This is a genomic window from Streptomyces sp. NBC_00988 (genome assembly GCF_045162645.1).
In the GTDB taxonomy this organism is placed as follows: Bacteria; Actinomycetota; Actinomycetes; order Streptomycetales; family Streptomycetaceae; genus Streptomyces.
This window is the reverse complement of the sequence record NZ_CP108730.1, coordinates 6193450-6209308: the sequence shown is the minus strand read 5'-3', so window position 1 is coordinate 6209308 and position 15859 is coordinate 6193450. Positions and strand designations below refer to the sequence as shown.

Below are 15859 nucleotides of genomic sequence, written 5' to 3'. Positions count from 1 at the left end.
TGCTCTAGAGAGCGGCGTGCAGCGCGGTGGCCATGGGCAGGCCGATTCCGAGTCGAGTTTTGAGCTGGGCCGCTGTGATCGGTTCGCCGTGCTCGGTGTGGTGGGACGTTGCGATGGAACGCGCTTCGGTCAGCAGCGGCTCAGGAACCTTGACCGCAGGTGAAGCGGGAGCCGAGGCGATCTGAGGAGCAACCGGGGCCGGGGCCGGAACGGCGAGCGGCACCGCAGGTCGGGAGACATCCGAAGCTGTCTCGGGCTCTGTTTCGATCCCGTGTGCCAGGGGCGCCAGTACGGCGGGGCGCGCAGCGGTGTGGAAGGCGCGCAGGAGCTGCGGGCCGACGGAGCCCCAACCGAGGAGGAGCAGCGGGGCCACCGCGTCGACGGCGGCGCGTCCGTAGTGTCCGGCGACGATCGGCTCGGCGACGTTTAGGGCGAGGGTCAGCAGCCCGGAGAAGTGCATGAGGCGGGTGGCGGCCGTCATTTGGTCGGCGGGGAGGCCGCGCAGAGAGAGGTAGCGAAGTGCGACCAGGAGGCCGACCACGGACAGGTCCACCATCGGTGCGATGAGCGGCGCGATCGGGCCGGGCACGCCGAGCCGCAGGGCGAGGGACCAGACGTTGCCGAAGGAGAAGACGAATGCCAGCACGGCAATGACGATCATGACGGCGGTGATGGTGCGCTGAGTGATGCGGTCTTCTGTCATGAGTGTTCACCTCCTCTCCTGAGGTATCGGGAACGTGCGAGGGCGTAGGGCGGGCTGCTCAGGCGTCGAGCTTCGTAAGATCCACATCCGCCATGCGAGGGCCGAGGACGGCTTCCAGGAGGGCATACGGATCGGCGGTCAGGTCGGCCGTCTCTTCGGCGATCCGAGCCGCTTCCGCGTCGGGTACGTAGGGCGTACGAATGCGGGTGAAGCCGGGTTGCGACTGGTGGTTCATCGACGCGACGCCGACGTAAGTGGGGTCCTGGAGGTTGATGGGGTTGGCGTCCGGCCATTCCCGGATCTCGTCACCCAGCGCGGCCACGGCGGCTTCGGCGGTCTTCTGGGCGAAGCTCAGGCCCACAGGGCACACGTCGCGGATGAAGGTGGGGATCGCGTCGCCAGTGGACTTCTGAGTGGTGAGGATGACGAGCAGTCCCACGGACCGGCCCTTCTTCACCAGGTCTTCCACGAGCCGGGCGTTCTCGGCGGCGAGCGCGGCCAGCTTCTTCGTCTGCTGGTCGCTGCCCTTGTGGTCGCGGAAGTAGGTGTGGGCCTCGTCGATGATCAGTACGACCAGGGGCCAGTGCTCGGATGGGCCGACGTCCCACATGGACTTCACCCCGAGCACCTGGCGCACCGAGGCCGACCGGGCGCGGCGTAGCTCCACCAGGTGCCGGAACAGCTTGTTGGCCTCTTCCAGGTCATCGCCGACGAACGCGAACATGCGCTGCACCCAGTCCGCGTAGTCACCTTCGTACGCAGCCGACACCTTGCCGTCCGCGCAGGCGAACTGCACTGAAGGCGAGGGCGCCCAGTCGGAGAGAAGCCGGTTGATCAGGCTGGTCTTGCCGAAGCCGGGGAGGCCGGCCACGGTCACGCCGGGCACCTGAGTGAGGTTCACGGACACGGGCTGCGCGTACTCGTCCAGACCCAGATCCCACCGGGCTGTCTCCTCCGGTGGCTCACCTGTGGGGTGGTGCTCGGTGGGGAACTTCAGCGGATCCAGTCGCACACCCCGGATGAGGACCTGCCCAGGACTGTCCTGAGTGACCGCCACGCGTGTGCACCGCCAGGCGTCGGCCAGGTGCGGGCCCGCCTTTTGGAACTGATGCAGCCCGACGCCAGGCAGGCACTGCGCCCGCGCGATCACTCCGTACGCGTCGTGTTTCACCTTCAGGGAGGGGATGAGGACACGCGGCTTGATGGGCTTGCCGTTCGTGTTCGCCAGCGACGCCAACGCGGTCGGGGTCTTGTCCGTGGCCGACAACTTGAGCATCGGCGCGAGCCGCTTCCAGCCCCACCGCACGCGTATGGCCTGCCGTATGGACTGCCGGGTCATGACATCGGCGCGAACGTAGCGGACCACCCACCAGACCGCCCATCCGAGGAAGACGGCGAGGATCAGGGCGAAGCCGAGTGGGACATGACCGAAGATCCCTTGCGCTGGTGCGTTCGAATCCTTCATGTGCGGTTCTCCAACGGGTTGTAGAGGGAGGCCACAAGGGCCGATGCGAGGACCGCCCGATCCGCCGACGCTTTGAGGCGGGGGTAGCCGTAGCCGATGAGGACGGCAGCCATCGAGTTCACGAGTGATTCGGTGAACCGGGCACCCGGCCCGGCGTGAGGCAACTGGCAGTTGCGCTCAGCGCCGGACCGGAGATCGGTGTAGCTCACGCCGCCTCAGAGGCCGGAGCCACCAGGTCCAGCCGACCCGCGCGGTAGGCGATGCCGTCGGAGAGCGAGCCGTTGAAGATGCGCGCCCACGGGGTGGCGAACAGTTCCACCGGCATGACCGGGACACCCGGCCGGAGCCCATTGGGAAGACCGGTTTCCGGAACGGTGATCTTCAGAGCCTCGGCGCGGTCCTCCTCCATGAAGAAGAGGGTGATCGTGTAGAGCTTCGCGCCGGTCTCACGGTCGGTGGCGAACTGGGTCTTCTCCTGGTCCGCGTACTTGGGCACCGGCAAGGTGCCGACCATGAACGAAGAGGTGGGGAGCAGACCAACGCGGATGCGCGCCATGGGAGTTGAGTCCTTTCGATGCGCTCCACCGGAGTGGTGGGGCGTGCTCTCCATTGAACATAGCAGACCTAGCAGTGTCAAGTGAATCGGGTGAGCTAGAAGTCGGCTGACATAGGCCACCTATGTCAGTGGGGTGTGCTAGGGGTGCTAGGAATCGCTACTCTTGGGCCATGAGCCCCGCGCCAGAGAACAAGCAGGACCGCCGGCCGCCGTATCAGCACGCTGCCGACGAGATTCGGCGCGACATCTTGCAGGGGCGGATCAAGCCGGGCGAGCAGATGCCGTCCATCCGCGAGCTACAGGAACGCTTTGGCGTGGCGAACATGACCGCCAGGTCCGCGCTCAACGTGCTGCGCGACGAAGGCCTGATCTACACGATCCATGGGCGGGGCAGCTTCGTCGCTGACCACAACGCCGGCGGGGAACTCTCGGCGAACTACACTGCTCCCGCCTGGTACTTGGCGAACAAGGACGCGAGCGTTGACCAGCCACGGCAGGCGGGGGGAGAGCCCGACGACGCCGAAGCAGTCGAAGCCGTCGGGACCACCCTTGCCGAGGTACTCACCGCACTACGTGACGAGATCCGCGTTCTCAGTGCCGATCATCAGGAACTGCGTCGTGAGGTCGAGGAACTGAAGGCAGCTCAGCAGCCGAAGCCGTAGTCCTGAACTGGGCCACTTCCTCTCGCAACTCCCTTGTCTCTCTGCTGAGGCGAGCGACCGTGGCCCGCATCTCCTCGATCAGTGCGACTACCTGATCCGTGTCCCCGACGTGAATGCTGGTCGACCCCATTTCGTTGTCCGGTATGTGCTCGGTCATCGTTTCCCGCTCGCCACCGTGCCGTCGTTGCGTGCCGCACTTGCTCCGACTGCCGGGGCCTGCCCCACCGCATCCGTGCCTCTCGGGTCGATCGACTACTGCGCTGCGGTGCTGTTCAGAGTTTCTTTACTGGATCAAGGCGGCCCGCCTGCGGCGGCCCGCGCGCGCTGGCGGCCTGGGGCCGCCGCCGCTCCATGTCTCCGCCACCGCTCCGGCGGCCCCCGCCCACTCAGCGCGCAACCCGACCAAGGCGGACAACCGGACCAGGAAGCACCCCGACCACTCCGAGCACCAGGACCAGGCCGACGCCCACCAAACGCGAACGCGTCACAACCGCCCATCACTGCAACGTCGCGTGACCCACGGCGTCGGCTCCCGCGTCCAGTTGGAATGCCACATCGGACGACGCCAGGGCCGGATGGAATCGCGGCCCGTAGCGCATGGAGGAAGCGTGGCTGAGACCGGCACGGGGTTGCTGGAAACACACGTGACGGGTGCTCGTTCGGCGGTCCCGCCGTCGTGGCTGACTTTCGCTGGCTCAGGTCAGAACCCTCTCTAACTCGACAACATGAAGCCGGAGTTGACGCCGCACACCCGCGTTCGAGCACGCCAACCACCCCGGTACCATCGGCACCGGGGTCCTGATCAGGGCTTCCGCGACCGGACCACCCGGAATGCTGTCCAGGCTGAGGGGTGGTCCGGTCTTTGTGTTGTAGGCCGTAGCCGTGCGTGTGGCGCCGATGACCTGGCGCTTCGGACTCAGTTCAGGGTTTTGCCCACCTCGTAGATGGTGGGTCGGTCCTCTGGCGCATGGCTGAGCATCGCGTCGACCAGTTCACCCAGTTCACCGCGTACCTTCACCGGCCGACGCCGACCATTCGCCACGGCCTCTCTCTGCACCGAGCGGGGAGCGTCGTCCGGGTACTCCATCGCCCGCCAGCCGGTGGCAGAGATGAGCAGGGAGGCGCCGAGCGCGTAGATGTCGGCTTCCTCGGTCGGCTCGGCTTCTCCAGTGGCGAGCACGCTTCGGGCGATCTCCGGTGCCTCGTAGTGGACGAGGCAGCCGCGGAACGGGAAGTCGTAGCCCTCAGGCACGTTGCCGCCTTGGGCAAGGGCGAGGTCGATGAGGTGGGTTTGCTCCGGCCCGATGATGAAGTGGGCGGGCTGCACATCACCGTGCGCCCAGCCCTTGGCGTGGAGTTCGGCCAACGCCTGGACGCAACTCGCCGCCACGCGGATATGCGGAGCGATGGACGAGCCAGGCCGACGGCACGGCTCCCACAGTTGGTACAGATCCGGCCCCTCGTGCCACGGCTGGAAGTTCCAAGTCCCTTGCTCCCACTCGCCGTACGCGAAGTCGACGAAGCCGAGGCGATGCAGCACGGCCCCCTCGCGGGCGGGTGCGAGGGCGGTCCAGGGCTGGGCGGACCAGTCGGCAGTGGCCTCGATCGGATAGCCGACCTTCACGGCGTAGTGGCCCCGATGGCTCTGCACCTCCCAGACCATGGAGCCTCGGCGGTTGAGTACCAGGCGCTGGGTCGTGGGCATAAGCGCGTCGAGCACCACGATCGGCAGTTCAGGGGGTGACGCGGACAACGTCTGTTCTCCTTCCAGGCGAACGCGGCCGACTATGAGTGAGGCCGGCCGCGACGCTGATGTGGTGGGTGCTACGCCTGACCGTACGGTCGGCCACAGTCCGAGTCGCACTGCGCGAGGTTCCTGCCGCCTACGGTCCACAGGTCGTCGAAGACCATGAACCCGGCCGCCTTCATGGCACGTGCCGAGGTGACTACCTTCTCCGGGTCGCGGCCCCCGCCACCCGGCTTCGGGTTGTGGTGCAGGAAGCGGCCCGCGTACCGGTCGCACAGCTTCGCGTACTCCCTCGTGTGCAGGATGAGCGCGTGCAGGCCGAGGTCGACGTCGTCCGACGGAACCATGGGAACGGTGGCCGTGGCCGCGGTGACCAGGAAGGCGACCGCCTGGTCCGCGATCCGTTCGGCGCGCTGGGGCGGCTGGCCGTTGTGGACGACCACGAAGTGGGCGAGGCTCTCGAACAGCTCCTCACCAGCCACCGCGCGACCGGTCTTCCGATCGTTCGCCGTTGTCGTCATGCGAGTACTCCTTGTGTGTGGCGGTGCGTGGGTTGGATGGCCGGCCCCGAACAGGCAAGGGGGAACGGGGAGTTGGCGCCCGTCCGGGGCGGCCGGTCTACTGGCCCATGGCGAGAGCCATGCCGATCACCAGGCCGCACGAGCCGCTGATCATGATCACGAACAGGACTCCTGCGTATCGGCTGATAGCGCGCGTCACAGCCCATCCCGACTGTTGCCGTTCTTGATGGCCAGACGCGCGCTGAGTTCCTCTCGTGGACTCGGCGCCACCACGTTGTCCGGCATGGCGTCCCATTCCGTGCCTCCGCCGATCGGCCTTATCTGCATCCGACCGCCGACCTCACCCATGACGACGCCGATCCGGTCGCGGGCGCTGTCCTTCGCCAGTTCACCGATGCCTGGTCTGGTCTGCTGGTTGCTCGCCATGTGAAGGAGCATCGCGATCAGGGGGCCCGCGCCAAAAGGTCAGGCTGATTACCCAACTTGGGTAATATCGTGGGAAGTAGAGAATCAGCGACGTTGCGTAGCCCTCGCAGTGTGGGAGCTTGCCAATGCCCGACGCAGACCGGCCGCAGGAACTGCCCGCCAGGCTGCTCACCGATCCCGAGATGATCAATGCCTGCCGGGTGCGGGACTTCGCCAGGGTATTCCGGCTGGTGAAGACCAAGGCGGGCATCTACCCGTCGATGATCGCCAGGCGCTGTGAGCTGACACCCAGTCGCGTTGGCGAAGTCATCGCAGGGCAACGCCAGTTGCAGCACATGGACGTTGTCGAGCGCATCGCGGACGGCTTACGCATCCCAGGACACATGCTGGGGCTTGCGCGTCGCGAGTGGGAGACGCCTCAAGCTCTCGTGGTCACGGAGCGAGAGCCTCCCCAGGCACCGGAGCCCGAGCAGCAGACCCCCGTGTCTCTGCCCGGCCCTGATGTGGACAGCATCTTGGCGCTGGCTACGCGAACGAGCTTGAGTGCGGCAACACTTGAAGCTTTTCGCTCGTCCATCGAGGACTACTGGCGACGGGACGACCAGCACGGAGGCGAGGCTCTAAGGCCGGCCATCGTCGGCCAACTCCGCCATGTGGTCGGACTCTTGAAGGAGAACCGCCCGCCGTCCATCCAGCAGGGCCTGTACGGAATCGCGGCGGAGTTGGCTCGCCTCACTGGCTGGACCTACTTCGACGCCCGCCAGTACAACCAGGCCCGCGCGTACTTCACCGAGGCGCTACAACTGGCCAAGGAGATCGACGACCGCCAGTTCATGGCCAACGTGCTTGCCTGCATGAGCTTGCAGGGCACGTATCAGGACAAGCCTGCAGACTCTCTGGCCCTCGTGACTGCCGCCCAGGACCAGGCCCGATCAGCGCTCGACACCACCCCACGGGTCCAGTCCATGTTGTCCATGCGCGAAGCCTTCGCTCACGCCACGCTCGGCAACCGCGACTCCACTCACCGGGCGATCGGGGAAGCGCACCGGCATTTCGAGCAGATCCAGGCGAGCAACCCCGACCCGTCATGGGTGACGTACTTCGACGAGACGAAGCTGATCGTGGATACGGGCATTGCTCACGGCCGGCTGGGCGAAGCCGCGACCGCGGAACCTCTGATCGCGGACGCATTGCGGCGCGAGGCCCACACCAACCAGCGCGGTCGGGCGTTCCACTCGTTCTGGCTGGCTCGTACGCAGCTGGACCAGGGCAAGCTTGAGCAGGCGTGCCACACCGCCACACAAGCACTGGAGCCAGCTTCGGCAGTCGGTTCCGAGCGAGTCTCGGGCCATCTCAGGGAGTTCTACGACCAGTTGGCCCCACACAGGCAGGAGCCCGTAGCCCTGGCCTTCGAGGCACGGCTACGGGAACTCCTCCCGCCGGTCAGCGGATCGCTTCGTCCATGAGCAGGTAGAGCAGGCCGACGAGCGAGCCACTGCTCACGACCTCGCGGCGGTCGATCATGCCCCGCACTTCAGAGAGGGGGATCCACTCGATGCGGTCGGACTCGTTCTTCTCCGTGGGCGGCCCGGCGTAAGTCGCGCCGTCCGCACGGAAGACGTGGTGCTGTGAGTCGGTGATGCCGTTGGCCGGCTCGGCGTAGATCAGGGGCTTGATGGGGCCAGGGCGCCAGCCCGTCTCTTCCAGGACTTCGCGGGCCGCCGCTTCCTCCGGAGTCTCGTTCTCCTCGACCAGGCCCATGGGCAACTCCCAGGCCCACGAGTCCGTGATGAAGCGGTGCCGCCACATCATCAGGACTTCTTGACGGTCGTTCACCACGGCGGCCACGGCCAGGTGCCGCAGGCGAACGACGTGGTACTCCCACCTGCGCCCGTCAGGTTGCTGGACATCAACCAGACACAGGTTCACCCACTTGTTGGTATAGATCTGACGCTCACCGTGGGTCTTCCACTCCATACCTGCGGCCCCTCTCGCGATCGGTCTCCAGGATCTCAGACCGACGGAGCGACGGACACAGGTTGAGGGTCTTTTCACGTCAGCCTGACGAGATGGGCCTACGGTACCCCTCCGGACGACTGTGTGGCTGGGCTGTAACACTCACCGGCTATTGACTCAGTGGCGTGGAGCGAGGGTGCGACGTAGACGCTGTGGGTCTGCGAGGGCATCTAGCCAGTAGAGATACGGCAGCAGCACGAAGTCGCTCGGTAGGTCTCCGGTGTGCGACATCAATAGCACCTCATCGCGTCGGCGGCCGGCATCATTCTGTCCGCCGTAGCCATGATGGGCGTTACGCAGGACTCGCAGGTACTGACCCATCGCTTGCTCTACGGTCATGATGCGGGACTGCCCGCTCTTGTGCGGCACGGTCACTTGGTCGCCGGAGACGTAGGCATTTTCGAGGAAGCCATCCTGACAATCACGCAGCGCGTTCACGGCTCTGCGGGCTGAAGGCAGCAGGATTTCTGCGACGTTGAAGGGGAGCAGGGTGCCGAGTCGCTCTAGTACCTTTTGAGCTTTGGTTAGCTGAACCGCCTGGTCGAAATTCACGAGCCCCAGCCCTTCAAAGGTGTCGAGGGCTGCGAAGGCGAGCACCTGACGAGTGGCCTGGTCGCGCTGGTGAGCTAGGACAGCTTGGATACGACGTCCCGCCTGTTCAAAGCTGAGTTGCGCCTCGAATTGGCGTCGCGGATTATATTCTCCGGCTTGATTCACGTATGTCGAAGGGTCGGTGACCACAGACAGCAACTCGTTAAGCTGTTTGACCCACCAAGCGAGTGCCGTAGAGGTCTGAGTAGCTGTGAATGGCGGACATTCTGGAAATATTGCGGGCCCACCAGGCATGAACTGCTGGATGAGTTCGGCCGGGTTGGTTTCTTGACCTCGCATCGGTCGACCAAGGCTGTAGACCATGACGCCCTGTTCTCGCGGTCCAGTGATCGCCCATATGAATGGACTGCGGCACAGGAACAACGGTACAAGGTACGCGTCACGGGTCAAAGGAAGGTCCGTGAGGATACCTGTAGCTGAGCCAAAAACTAGCTGATCAGCTCTCTGTTGCGGACGGGTATTCAGTAGAGCTGGTTCCTCCTCCGTACGCACCATTACGCGGGCGAGCCCCGTTCGCCAAGAAAGCGCCTGATCGAAGCGGATGAAGGAGGCGGCCAGATCAGGGAAGAACGGTTCTCCCTCGACTGTTCTCACTGAACGGAGGGATTCGAAAGCACTGCGGGCAGCTTCGATGAATTCATTGTCTTTTGCAAGCGTCATGCTCGCGCGTAGCCAGTTGAACTTCGCGAGGAAATCGTCTTCGGCCGTATCCTCAACGAGTTGGCGGCGGAGTCTTTCCACTAGTTGAGGTGGGACAGTGTTTCCTACTCGTGATGCTGGCAGCTGGTTCAGGACGTCCCAACGACCTGGTGCGCCTGGCCCGGCAATTTCGATGCGATCTACCAGGCGTGCCGTCCGGCGCTCGTAGCGTTCAAGCGCTTGGATCCGCCAGCTGAACTGGCCAATGTCCACGGGACGCACCTTGAGCTGGGCCTCGCGCGCATAGCCCAGGATGTCGCCGCCATACAACCACGACGGGATCTTCCCCACGGCAGTGCTGGCTGTGTGGTTTCTGTTCACCGTGCCAGGTTACGTGTGATGTATCCGGGATTCCTTATAGTTTTTGAGCAGCCATCTGACCTGCAGTTGAGGGGACAGCGTCGGGCGAGTGCTTAGCGTATGACAGCCTGTGATGTCACGCAGGCTGTGGAAGCCGTGAAGCATACATGCCGCCATCGGTGGGCGTGCTCCGGAGGGAGTTCGAAAGCCTGCGGTTCACGTCCAGTAAAAGCGAGAGCTGTTACGCAACTCATCGAGAACATATTTTGCTGATTTCGGAATTCTTTCTGGGCCTCCAGCGACGCCGTCGTGCCAAGCCAGGGTAGTCTTGGGGTATTTTCTCCATCGCTCCTTCAGTCTAGATTCAAGGAAGTCAACCAAATTCTTCCAGCTGTCAAATGCTGGATTCACCTCAAGGTATGATGGAGCGTAACCTGCATGAACAATTCTATTGCGCAGTGCGTAGAGTCTTTTTTCGTACTCTTCAGGAATCGACTGCGGTCCGCTCCACCGGCCGCCGAGCAAGCTTGGAAGCTCACGCTTGACGATAGAGTCGAACGGGAGGGATCCCTTTTGGGAAATTTCTATTTCAGGTGTTTTCAGGTCGCGATGAAGCATCATGCATAGTCCGCGAAGTAGGCTTTCCGTCGAAGCTTGCAGTGACACAATGCTAGCTGATGACGTGCCATGGAGTCGCTGATTCTCCGCCTCTAGGGAAAGCGACCATGCAGTTATGAACGGGTGAGGTGAATCTGCGGCATTCGACTCCAATCGACGAGCTACAGATTCGCTTACGAGTTTAGTGAGATCGCTCTCTCCTTTTGGGAGGGAAACTGGATTAATCTTGCGATGATTTACTCGAAATGAATTTTCCACCAGGAGGGTTCGACTCTGATGGTGGAGAACTCTGTATGTAACCTCAGGGTCTAGTGAATCCTTCGAAAGAGGATATGACCAAATCTCTTTGGTGACGAGACGTGAGCTCTCGCTTAGTAGATTGATCGCAGATAGACATCTCTCGAATGCGCGAGTTAGGACTTCAGGTCGACGCTTTGCGGTCGGCTCACCGCTGAATTGAACATCAAGGGTATCTGCCACAATCCAAGACTGAGTAGATCTATCCGGAAGTTCCTCAGGAGAGGCTCCGTTTTGGATGACCTTGAATCCTGCCTCATAGGGGTGGAGGGCTGAATCGGCTAGCGAGATGTCAAACTGTCGCAAATTGAGGATTACCCAGGCTGGTTGACTTGGGTCTGCCGATTGAATCATGCGGAACATTCGACCGCTGGGAATTGGGAGATGATACGGGAGTCGGATGAAAAACTGGAGCACCTGTGCGCCCTGAGCCGCCTGTGTGCCAGCAAAATTAGGCATGCTGCCGACTACGCGGACTTGTCTTGGATATTCTTGCATGTGTCAATTGTGCCAGATATGGCACCCCGCTACCTCTGAATAGATGGCTCTACGTCCAACAGGAAGGGGTGCCCGACTGGCCTGTGCTCTGGCGATGAGTCCATCGAGGCCGCCCTCACGCGGCGTTGTGATCCGCGCGTATGAGGTACTGCAGCAGAAAGGCTTGGCCGAACATGCGCTATAGGGCGACCCAGGATGGAGGATTGGAGCGGCATTTGAGCCTTCACAAGGGTAAAATTGAGCGCGCGCCGCAGCGACAATGCAGCAAGTCTCCATTTTTGCCGACTGGTTCCCTGCACAAGGCACACCAAATCTTACCCCAGAGAACGAGCACGCTAGCAGCGAAACCTTCGGCATCAGTCATTGATAGATCTGTAGCCCACTCATTGTAATGCGCCCCATGAATGTTTCTGAGCCACATGTATGAGTCGACGTGCAACCCTGTTTGATACAGAGCGGTTTTACGCAGACGTTTCAAGACTCCAGGCCATGTATCGCCCAGTGTGTACTTGTCCCCGTACCTTCTCGTAACTGACGTCTGTAGACTCTTGCTCAGCCAGTCGGACATAACCTCCAGAAGAAATCCAGCATTCCCGCAAATGAGTCGTGAATCATTCGAATTCAGGGAGTCGCGGAGTGCACTAGAGGGATCTCTTTTGGTCTCGATCAATCTGGGGCCGGACTCTAGTCCCCAATCGATCAGCTCCCGTTCAACGAACTGATGCCTTGTGGCGAACACCGCGCCGAACTGTTCCCGCCATAGGCGGTCGTGGAAAGTTACAAGAAGTTGCCAGTCTCCAAACTCTGAGAGCAGGTATTGTGCCACTCTAAGGCGGATTGAGGCATCGACACTTTGTAGTACGTCATCGAGGGCCAAGACCTTAGGCTGACCGTTCTTTGCTGCGAACTTCATTAGAGACAGGAACAGCAAGAGGGCGAGAAGGTCTAGATTCGCCTCACTAAAGTAGTGTTCCGCCTGAAGGCGCAGTCCGTTCGATAGCAGTACGTTCAGGTCGATCTCCGCTTTGTCCGGTGACAGCATAAGTTCTACCGCGTCCACGGTTTGCGCCGAAGGGGAAATTCGCTTAAAGCTCTCGGTGAGATTTCCGCCCACCTCGGCAAGGAGGATGATTAGGGGGGCCTTCGATGCCAAATTCTTTAGGCGGTTCATCCGATCCGTGGCAATGACAAATTGCTCGATTTCTCTACGTACGGCCGCTGCCAGCCGGTATACCTCCTCTCTCTCGCGCGGGACCTTGCGTCCGCCGCGTTCATCCTGCTTCCTTACGTACCCATTGGATGCAAACCATCCATTGAAAGCAGCAAGTGATTGTACGGCGGGTTCGATCCTATGATATGAAACACCCATTTTGCGAGAAAGCGATCTAGCTACCCTATTTCGACTCTCACCCTGGGCTTCTCTATCTGCTTCGGATTTTGCGACTGCATCCTTGTTTTCCTGTGGAACCTCTGTGGTGGCGACCGTGTTGCGCATAAATGTCGCGAACACCCCGTACCTTTTATCTGGTGGGGTCCTCAGGAAGTTAATAATCTCTTCTCGGCGAAGCGCAAATCCAGAACCTTGGAACATTGGGTGCGGAGGGATTGGGTCCTGGGCCCACACGCCGTCCCGCTCAACGACACTGCGTGAGAAGGTTGATCCATCGGCAAACTCGACCTCGACACGTGAATCCCTTGCGATATCGTTGACATTCGCAAGTCTTTGCAAGTAAGGCCACTTAGGCCTGTTAGGGTTGGTGGGGAATTTTCCCGATAGGCAAAACTCCAGTGCGTCGACGAAAGAGGACTTACCCGCCCCATTTTCTCCTATGAGTAGGCAGGAAGCGGGGCTTCCGGAGTGTGAGTTAGAAAAATGCAAGGTGACGGGCTGGGAGATACCCCTGAAGCCTTGTACTGTCAGTCGACGAACGCGCATTTTCCCCCCAAGTTATCGTGTGGTGTGTTGTTCTTCCGGTGAAGAGCAACTTGGATTTGGATTCAAAATTAGAGCACTATGGTTGCTTGGTGGGTGGGCAGAGTCTCTGCCGCACGGCAATGCTGACCTGTATATGGGAAGTGTTATGCATTCATCAAACCAAGCCCGCTCAGTTATGTGACGTTACGAATCTGCCCTCGTTCGGGGTTCGTCGGCTTCATTTAGAGCGGATCTAGCTAGCTGACAGAAATTCTCCATGTGAGACGAATATGCTGCTATAAGGGGAATGGTTTCGGGTGCAGTCAGTGAGTCAAAGTCCCCGCGTTCCGCTGCTCTTAACGCCCTACGGGAGCGATGTATTAGCTTCATTCCTGCAGATACAAGGCCCATAGCTGGCTCTGCCACTGGTTCTGGGCCCTCTATTGTGACTAGGGCTCCGCTTCTTTGAAGGGGAGTGCGAAGTGCGCGGATCGCTTCAAAGGCTTCACGTACACCGTCAACGTCCTGTCTGCCATGCGCTTCTGTCAATTCCATGAAGCGGCCAGTCAAATCTTGCACGATGCCGACGAGGTCAGCGTAGGCTGCGCTTTGTGGTTGCCTGCGCTGGCCTCGTCGGTCGGCTTCTATCTGCTGCTGAGCAAGCCGGAGTTGCAACGAGGATTGCTCTCTCATCTGCTGGCGACCCAACCACCCTGTGACCAAGGCTGCTGCCGCCCCTCCTGCTGCCGCTACGCCTGCGCCTGCCACTGCCGCGACTCCAGCATCCATGTGACACATTTTCAGGCATCGCGGCGTGATTGTGGGGCCGTTTCCCTAACTAGACGATGGGCCCGTCCCTAAGGCAAAGAGTGGCGCATCATGGGCTCGGGTGTTTGAGTCGACCGACAACCGCTCGATCAGTAGCTCGTAGACGTCGTCAAGGCTGACAGACTCAAGGAAGAAGCAGGGCCAGTGGACCCCGTGTGGACCACGCACCCCACCCGCGCCCCGGGCCCGGTACGCTGTACCCGCTCCGCCCCTGGTGGGCGTGTGCGCAGGTGGGTTGCCCGAGCGGCCTAAGGGAACGGTCTTGAAAACCGTCGTGGCAGCGATGTCACCGTGGGTTCAAATCCCACACCCACCGCGGTGTTGGTAAGGGGTGTCCTCCATGGAGGACACCCCTTACGCGTGTCCGCACGCGCGCGTGCTCGGGACCGGGGCTACGGCCGATGCCCCGTCATCCGAGCCGCCGAAGCGATCGTCGCCCGGGCTTCCCGTTCCGACAGCCCCGTGCCCAGGGCCGCCTCCACCAGGGGGTCGATCAGTGCGGGGCCGATGTCGTTCTCGTAGGCGCGGCAGGCTGCCCAGAAGAGGCGGGTGTTGCGTTGGCCCTCGTGGGCGGCGAGGACGAACTGGACCAGGCCCTGGCCGTGTTGGCCGGTCGAGGTGGGGGTGGGGTGGTTCGTGCGGGGTGGGGGGAGGAGGAGGCGTAGGAGCGAGGGTGGGCAGGGCGCGGGGGCCAGGTGGGCGGTGGCCGGGGCGGCGCCGTAGAGGCCGTGGTCCGTGCGGGAGCCGGGGCCCACCAGGTAGCCGCCGGCGCCGCGGATGTCGATGCCGGGGGCGAGCCGGCTCGCGGAGTTGGGGACGACCACGTCGGGCGGGCCGCCGAGCCAGAGGTGGCGGCCGCCGCTGGGGGTCAGGACGACGACGGTCTCGGGGATCGTGAACAGGTGGCGGAGGGCGAGTTCGCGCAGGGCGGACGAGGAGTCCGTGCCGGACTTGGTGTCGAGGTCGATGCCGATCAGGTGGTGCGGCGGCAGTCCGCACGCGATGCCGTAGCCGGTGGCCCAGGGCGCGGCGGCGAACAGTTCGCGGATGCGCGCCGGGTCGGTCGAGGCGTCGTACACCCCGTGGCCGAGGCGGCCGCATTCACCGTGGCAGGGCGGGCCTGCCGGGTCCACCGTGCCTGCCTCGCCCGCCGGGGGCGACGGGTCGTCGCGGTGCGGTGAGCGCAGCGCCGGGAGTTTTGTGCGGGACAGGGGGATCACGGCCAGTCCGCGTTCGGCGGCTGACAGGGCGTGTGCGAGGGCCAGCGTCGTGGCCTGCCGGTCGGTGGTGGCCATGCCTCCATGTTCGTACGAGTGTTCGAAAAAGGGAAGAGGGGGAGGCGGCGACTCGCCGAGGCGGGCGGATTGGCCGGAAATCTGGCGGAACGCTTCGCCCCTTGGGGCGCCTGGGGCGACCTGTCCGTACTGCCCTGAACTGCGGCTTCCAGGTAGGTGAAGGGGTTTATCGACTTGTCATCACGCTTCAGGGGGAATAACCGCTTCCGCTCTGGTTCGCCGGGGATTCGGTGGGCAACTCTGGTTCCGCGACGTCGTGCACAACACCGAGGTGGTCGGCCAACTGCCTTGGCGGAAGCAGTACTTGAAGCCGTAGTTCATGTGCGTTCGGCTACGAAGCCGGTACGCACCCTGTTCTGGAGGAACAACATGGCAAGCATCCGTACCGCCCGCGTCATCGCCGCCGTCTCCGCCCTCCCGCTGGCAGCCGCCCTCTTCACCGGCGTCGCGGCGGCGGACAACGGCGCCATCGCGGGCAACGGATCGAACGCGGGTGTGGCGACCGTCAGCGGAAGCGGGGTCGGGCACGACAACAAGGGCAACTCGTCCACCACACAGCAGCAGGCGGTCGGCTCGGGGGCCTCGAACCAGAGCAACACCGCCCAGGTCAACGGGTCCGCGTTCACCGCCATCAACCAGGGGAACGAGAACGTCGCCGTCAACTTCGCCAACTTCTGGTAGCCGCGCCCGACTTCCGCGCG

The 15859-nt window shown here is 62.7% G+C and carries 15 protein-coding genes and 1 tRNA gene; 4 read left to right on the top strand and 12 right to left on the bottom strand.

Features of this window, described 5'->3' with window-relative positions:
• Positions 1-4 precede the first annotated feature (4 nt).
• The 4 genes from OG496_RS28465 to OG496_RS28450 form a co-directional block, all read right to left on the bottom strand.
• Positions 5-703 (bottom strand): DUF2637 domain-containing protein, encoded by a 699-nt coding sequence (locus tag OG496_RS28465; RefSeq protein WP_405972909.1) that lies wholly within the window; start codon positions 701-703, stop codon positions 5-7.
• 58 nt (positions 704-761) lie between these two features.
• Positions 762-2168 carry a cell division protein FtsK gene (locus OG496_RS28460; protein ID WP_405972908.1) on the bottom strand — a complete coding sequence of 469 codons (1407 nt, stop codon included), beginning with the start codon at positions 2166-2168 and terminating at the stop codon, positions 762-764.
• On the bottom strand, positions 2165-2290 hold the full coding sequence (locus OG496_RS28455; protein ID WP_405972907.1) for a hypothetical protein: 126 nt from the start codon (positions 2288-2290) through the stop codon (positions 2165-2167). Before OG496_RS28455 ends, OG496_RS28460 begins: the two co-directional genes overlap by 4 nt.
• Before the next feature lie 83 nt (positions 2291-2373).
• The gene (locus OG496_RS28450; RefSeq protein ID WP_405972906.1) at positions 2374-2724 is read right to left on the bottom strand and encodes a hypothetical protein; all 351 of its coding nucleotides are present in this window, start codon (positions 2722-2724) and stop codon (positions 2374-2376) included.
• Positions 2725-2894: 170 nt separating this feature from the next.
• Here OG496_RS28450 and OG496_RS28445 point away from each other — a divergent pair, with 170 nt between their 5' ends.
• The gene (locus tag OG496_RS28445) at positions 2895-3386 is read left to right on the top strand and encodes a GntR family transcriptional regulator (RefSeq protein WP_405972905.1); all 492 of its coding nucleotides are present in this window, start codon (positions 2895-2897) and stop codon (positions 3384-3386) included.
• Between the two features lie 916 nt (positions 3387-4302).
• Here the strand turns inward: OG496_RS28445 and OG496_RS28440 are convergent.
• The 3 genes from OG496_RS28440 to OG496_RS28430 form a co-directional block, all read right to left on the bottom strand.
• Positions 4303-5139 (bottom strand): protein kinase domain-containing protein, encoded by an 837-nt coding sequence (locus OG496_RS28440; RefSeq protein WP_405972904.1) that lies wholly within the window; start codon positions 5137-5139, stop codon positions 4303-4305.
• A gap of 71 nt (positions 5140-5210) precedes the next feature.
• Entirely contained in the window at positions 5211-5654 is a 444-nt protein-coding gene (locus tag OG496_RS28435; protein ID WP_366497646.1) for a hypothetical protein, read from the bottom strand.
• Between the two features lie 195 nt (positions 5655-5849).
• Positions 5850-6092 (bottom strand): hypothetical protein, encoded by a 243-nt coding sequence (locus tag OG496_RS28430; RefSeq protein WP_405972903.1) that lies wholly within the window; start codon positions 6090-6092, stop codon positions 5850-5852.
• 113 nt (positions 6093-6205) lie between these two features.
• On the opposite strand from OG496_RS28430, the gene OG496_RS28425 reads away from it, so the two are divergent.
• Positions 6206-7546 carry a hypothetical protein gene (locus OG496_RS28425; RefSeq protein ID WP_405972902.1) on the top strand — a complete coding sequence of 447 codons (1341 nt, stop codon included), beginning with the start codon at positions 6206-6208 and terminating at the stop codon, positions 7544-7546.
• Here OG496_RS28425 and OG496_RS28420 read toward each other — a convergent pair.
• The 4 genes from OG496_RS28420 to OG496_RS28405 all read right to left on the bottom strand — a co-directional run bounded on the left by OG496_RS28420 (position 7524) and on the right by OG496_RS28405 (position 13056).
• Positions 7524-8057: an NUDIX hydrolase gene (locus tag OG496_RS28420; RefSeq protein ID WP_266859130.1), complete on the bottom strand. Its 534-nt coding sequence runs from the start codon at positions 8055-8057 to the stop codon at positions 7524-7526. The genes OG496_RS28425 and OG496_RS28420 overlap by 23 nt on opposite strands.
• Positions 8058-8213: 156 nt before the next feature.
• On the bottom strand, positions 8214-9728 hold the full coding sequence (locus OG496_RS28415) for a hypothetical protein (protein ID WP_405972901.1): 1515 nt from the start codon (positions 9726-9728) through the stop codon (positions 8214-8216).
• Between the two features lie 195 nt (positions 9729-9923).
• A complete protein-coding gene (locus OG496_RS28410) occupies positions 9924-11120 on the bottom strand; it encodes a hypothetical protein (RefSeq protein ID WP_405972900.1) in 1197 nt (398 codons plus the stop codon).
• Positions 11121-11343: 223 nt separating this feature from the next.
• Positions 11344-13056: an AAA family ATPase gene (locus OG496_RS28405; protein ID WP_405972899.1), complete on the bottom strand. Its 1713-nt coding sequence runs from the start codon at positions 13054-13056 to the stop codon at positions 11344-11346.
• 1036 nt (positions 13057-14092) lie between these two features.
• On the opposite strand from OG496_RS28405, the gene OG496_RS28400 reads away from it, so the two are divergent.
• Positions 14093-14179: transfer RNA gene (locus tag OG496_RS28400), tRNA-Ser, on the top strand.
• A gap of 76 nt (positions 14180-14255) precedes the next feature.
• On the opposite strand, the gene OG496_RS28395 is transcribed toward OG496_RS28400, so the two are convergent.
• Positions 14256-15158, bottom strand: a complete 903-nt coding sequence (locus OG496_RS28395; RefSeq protein WP_405972898.1) for a bifunctional DNA primase/polymerase — start codon at positions 15156-15158, stop codon at positions 14256-14258.
• A 369-nt stretch (positions 15159-15527) separates the two neighbouring features.
• Here OG496_RS28395 and OG496_RS28390 point away from each other — a divergent pair, with 369 nt between their 5' ends.
• Positions 15528-15839 (top strand): hypothetical protein, encoded by a 312-nt coding sequence (locus OG496_RS28390; protein ID WP_019055045.1) that lies wholly within the window; start codon positions 15528-15530, stop codon positions 15837-15839.
• Positions 15840-15859: the final 20 nt, after the last annotated feature.

Excerpts from the sequence above, each read along its gene's own strand:
- OG496_RS28465 (WP_405972909.1), bottom strand. The coding sequence starts at position 703 with ATGACAGAAGACCGCATCACTCAGCGCACCATCACCGCCGTCATGATC.
- OG496_RS28460 (WP_405972908.1), bottom strand. The coding sequence starts at position 2,168 with ATGAAGGATTCGAACGCACCAGCGCAAGGGATCTTCGGTCATGTCCCA.
- OG496_RS28450 (WP_405972906.1), bottom strand. The coding sequence starts at position 2,724 with ATGGCGCGCATCCGCGTTGGTCTGCTCCCCACCTCTTCGTTCATGGTC.
- OG496_RS28445 (WP_405972905.1), top strand. The coding sequence starts at position 2,895 with ATGAGCCCCGCGCCAGAGAACAAGCAGGACCGCCGGCCGCCGTATCAG.
- OG496_RS28435 (WP_366497646.1), bottom strand. The coding sequence starts at position 5,654 with ATGACGACAACGGCGAACGATCGGAAGACCGGTCGCGCGGTGGCTGGT.
- OG496_RS28430 (WP_405972903.1), bottom strand. The coding sequence starts at position 6,092 with ATGCTCCTTCACATGGCGAGCAACCAGCAGACCAGACCAGGCATCGGT.
- OG496_RS28425 (WP_405972902.1), top strand. The coding sequence starts at position 6,206 with ATGCCCGACGCAGACCGGCCGCAGGAACTGCCCGCCAGGCTGCTCACC.
- OG496_RS28420 (WP_266859130.1), bottom strand. The coding sequence starts at position 8,057 with ATGGAGTGGAAGACCCACGGTGAGCGTCAGATCTATACCAACAAGTGG.
- OG496_RS28410 (WP_405972900.1), bottom strand. The coding sequence starts at position 11,120 with ATGCAAGAATATCCAAGACAAGTCCGCGTAGTCGGCAGCATGCCTAAT.
- OG496_RS28405 (WP_405972899.1), bottom strand. The coding sequence starts at position 13,056 with ATGCGCGTTCGTCGACTGACAGTACAAGGCTTCAGGGGTATCTCCCAG.
- OG496_RS28395 (WP_405972898.1), bottom strand. The coding sequence starts at position 15,158 with ATGGCCACCACCGACCGGCAGGCCACGACGCTGGCCCTCGCACACGCC.
- OG496_RS28390 (WP_019055045.1), top strand. The coding sequence starts at position 15,528 with ATGGCAAGCATCCGTACCGCCCGCGTCATCGCCGCCGTCTCCGCCCTC.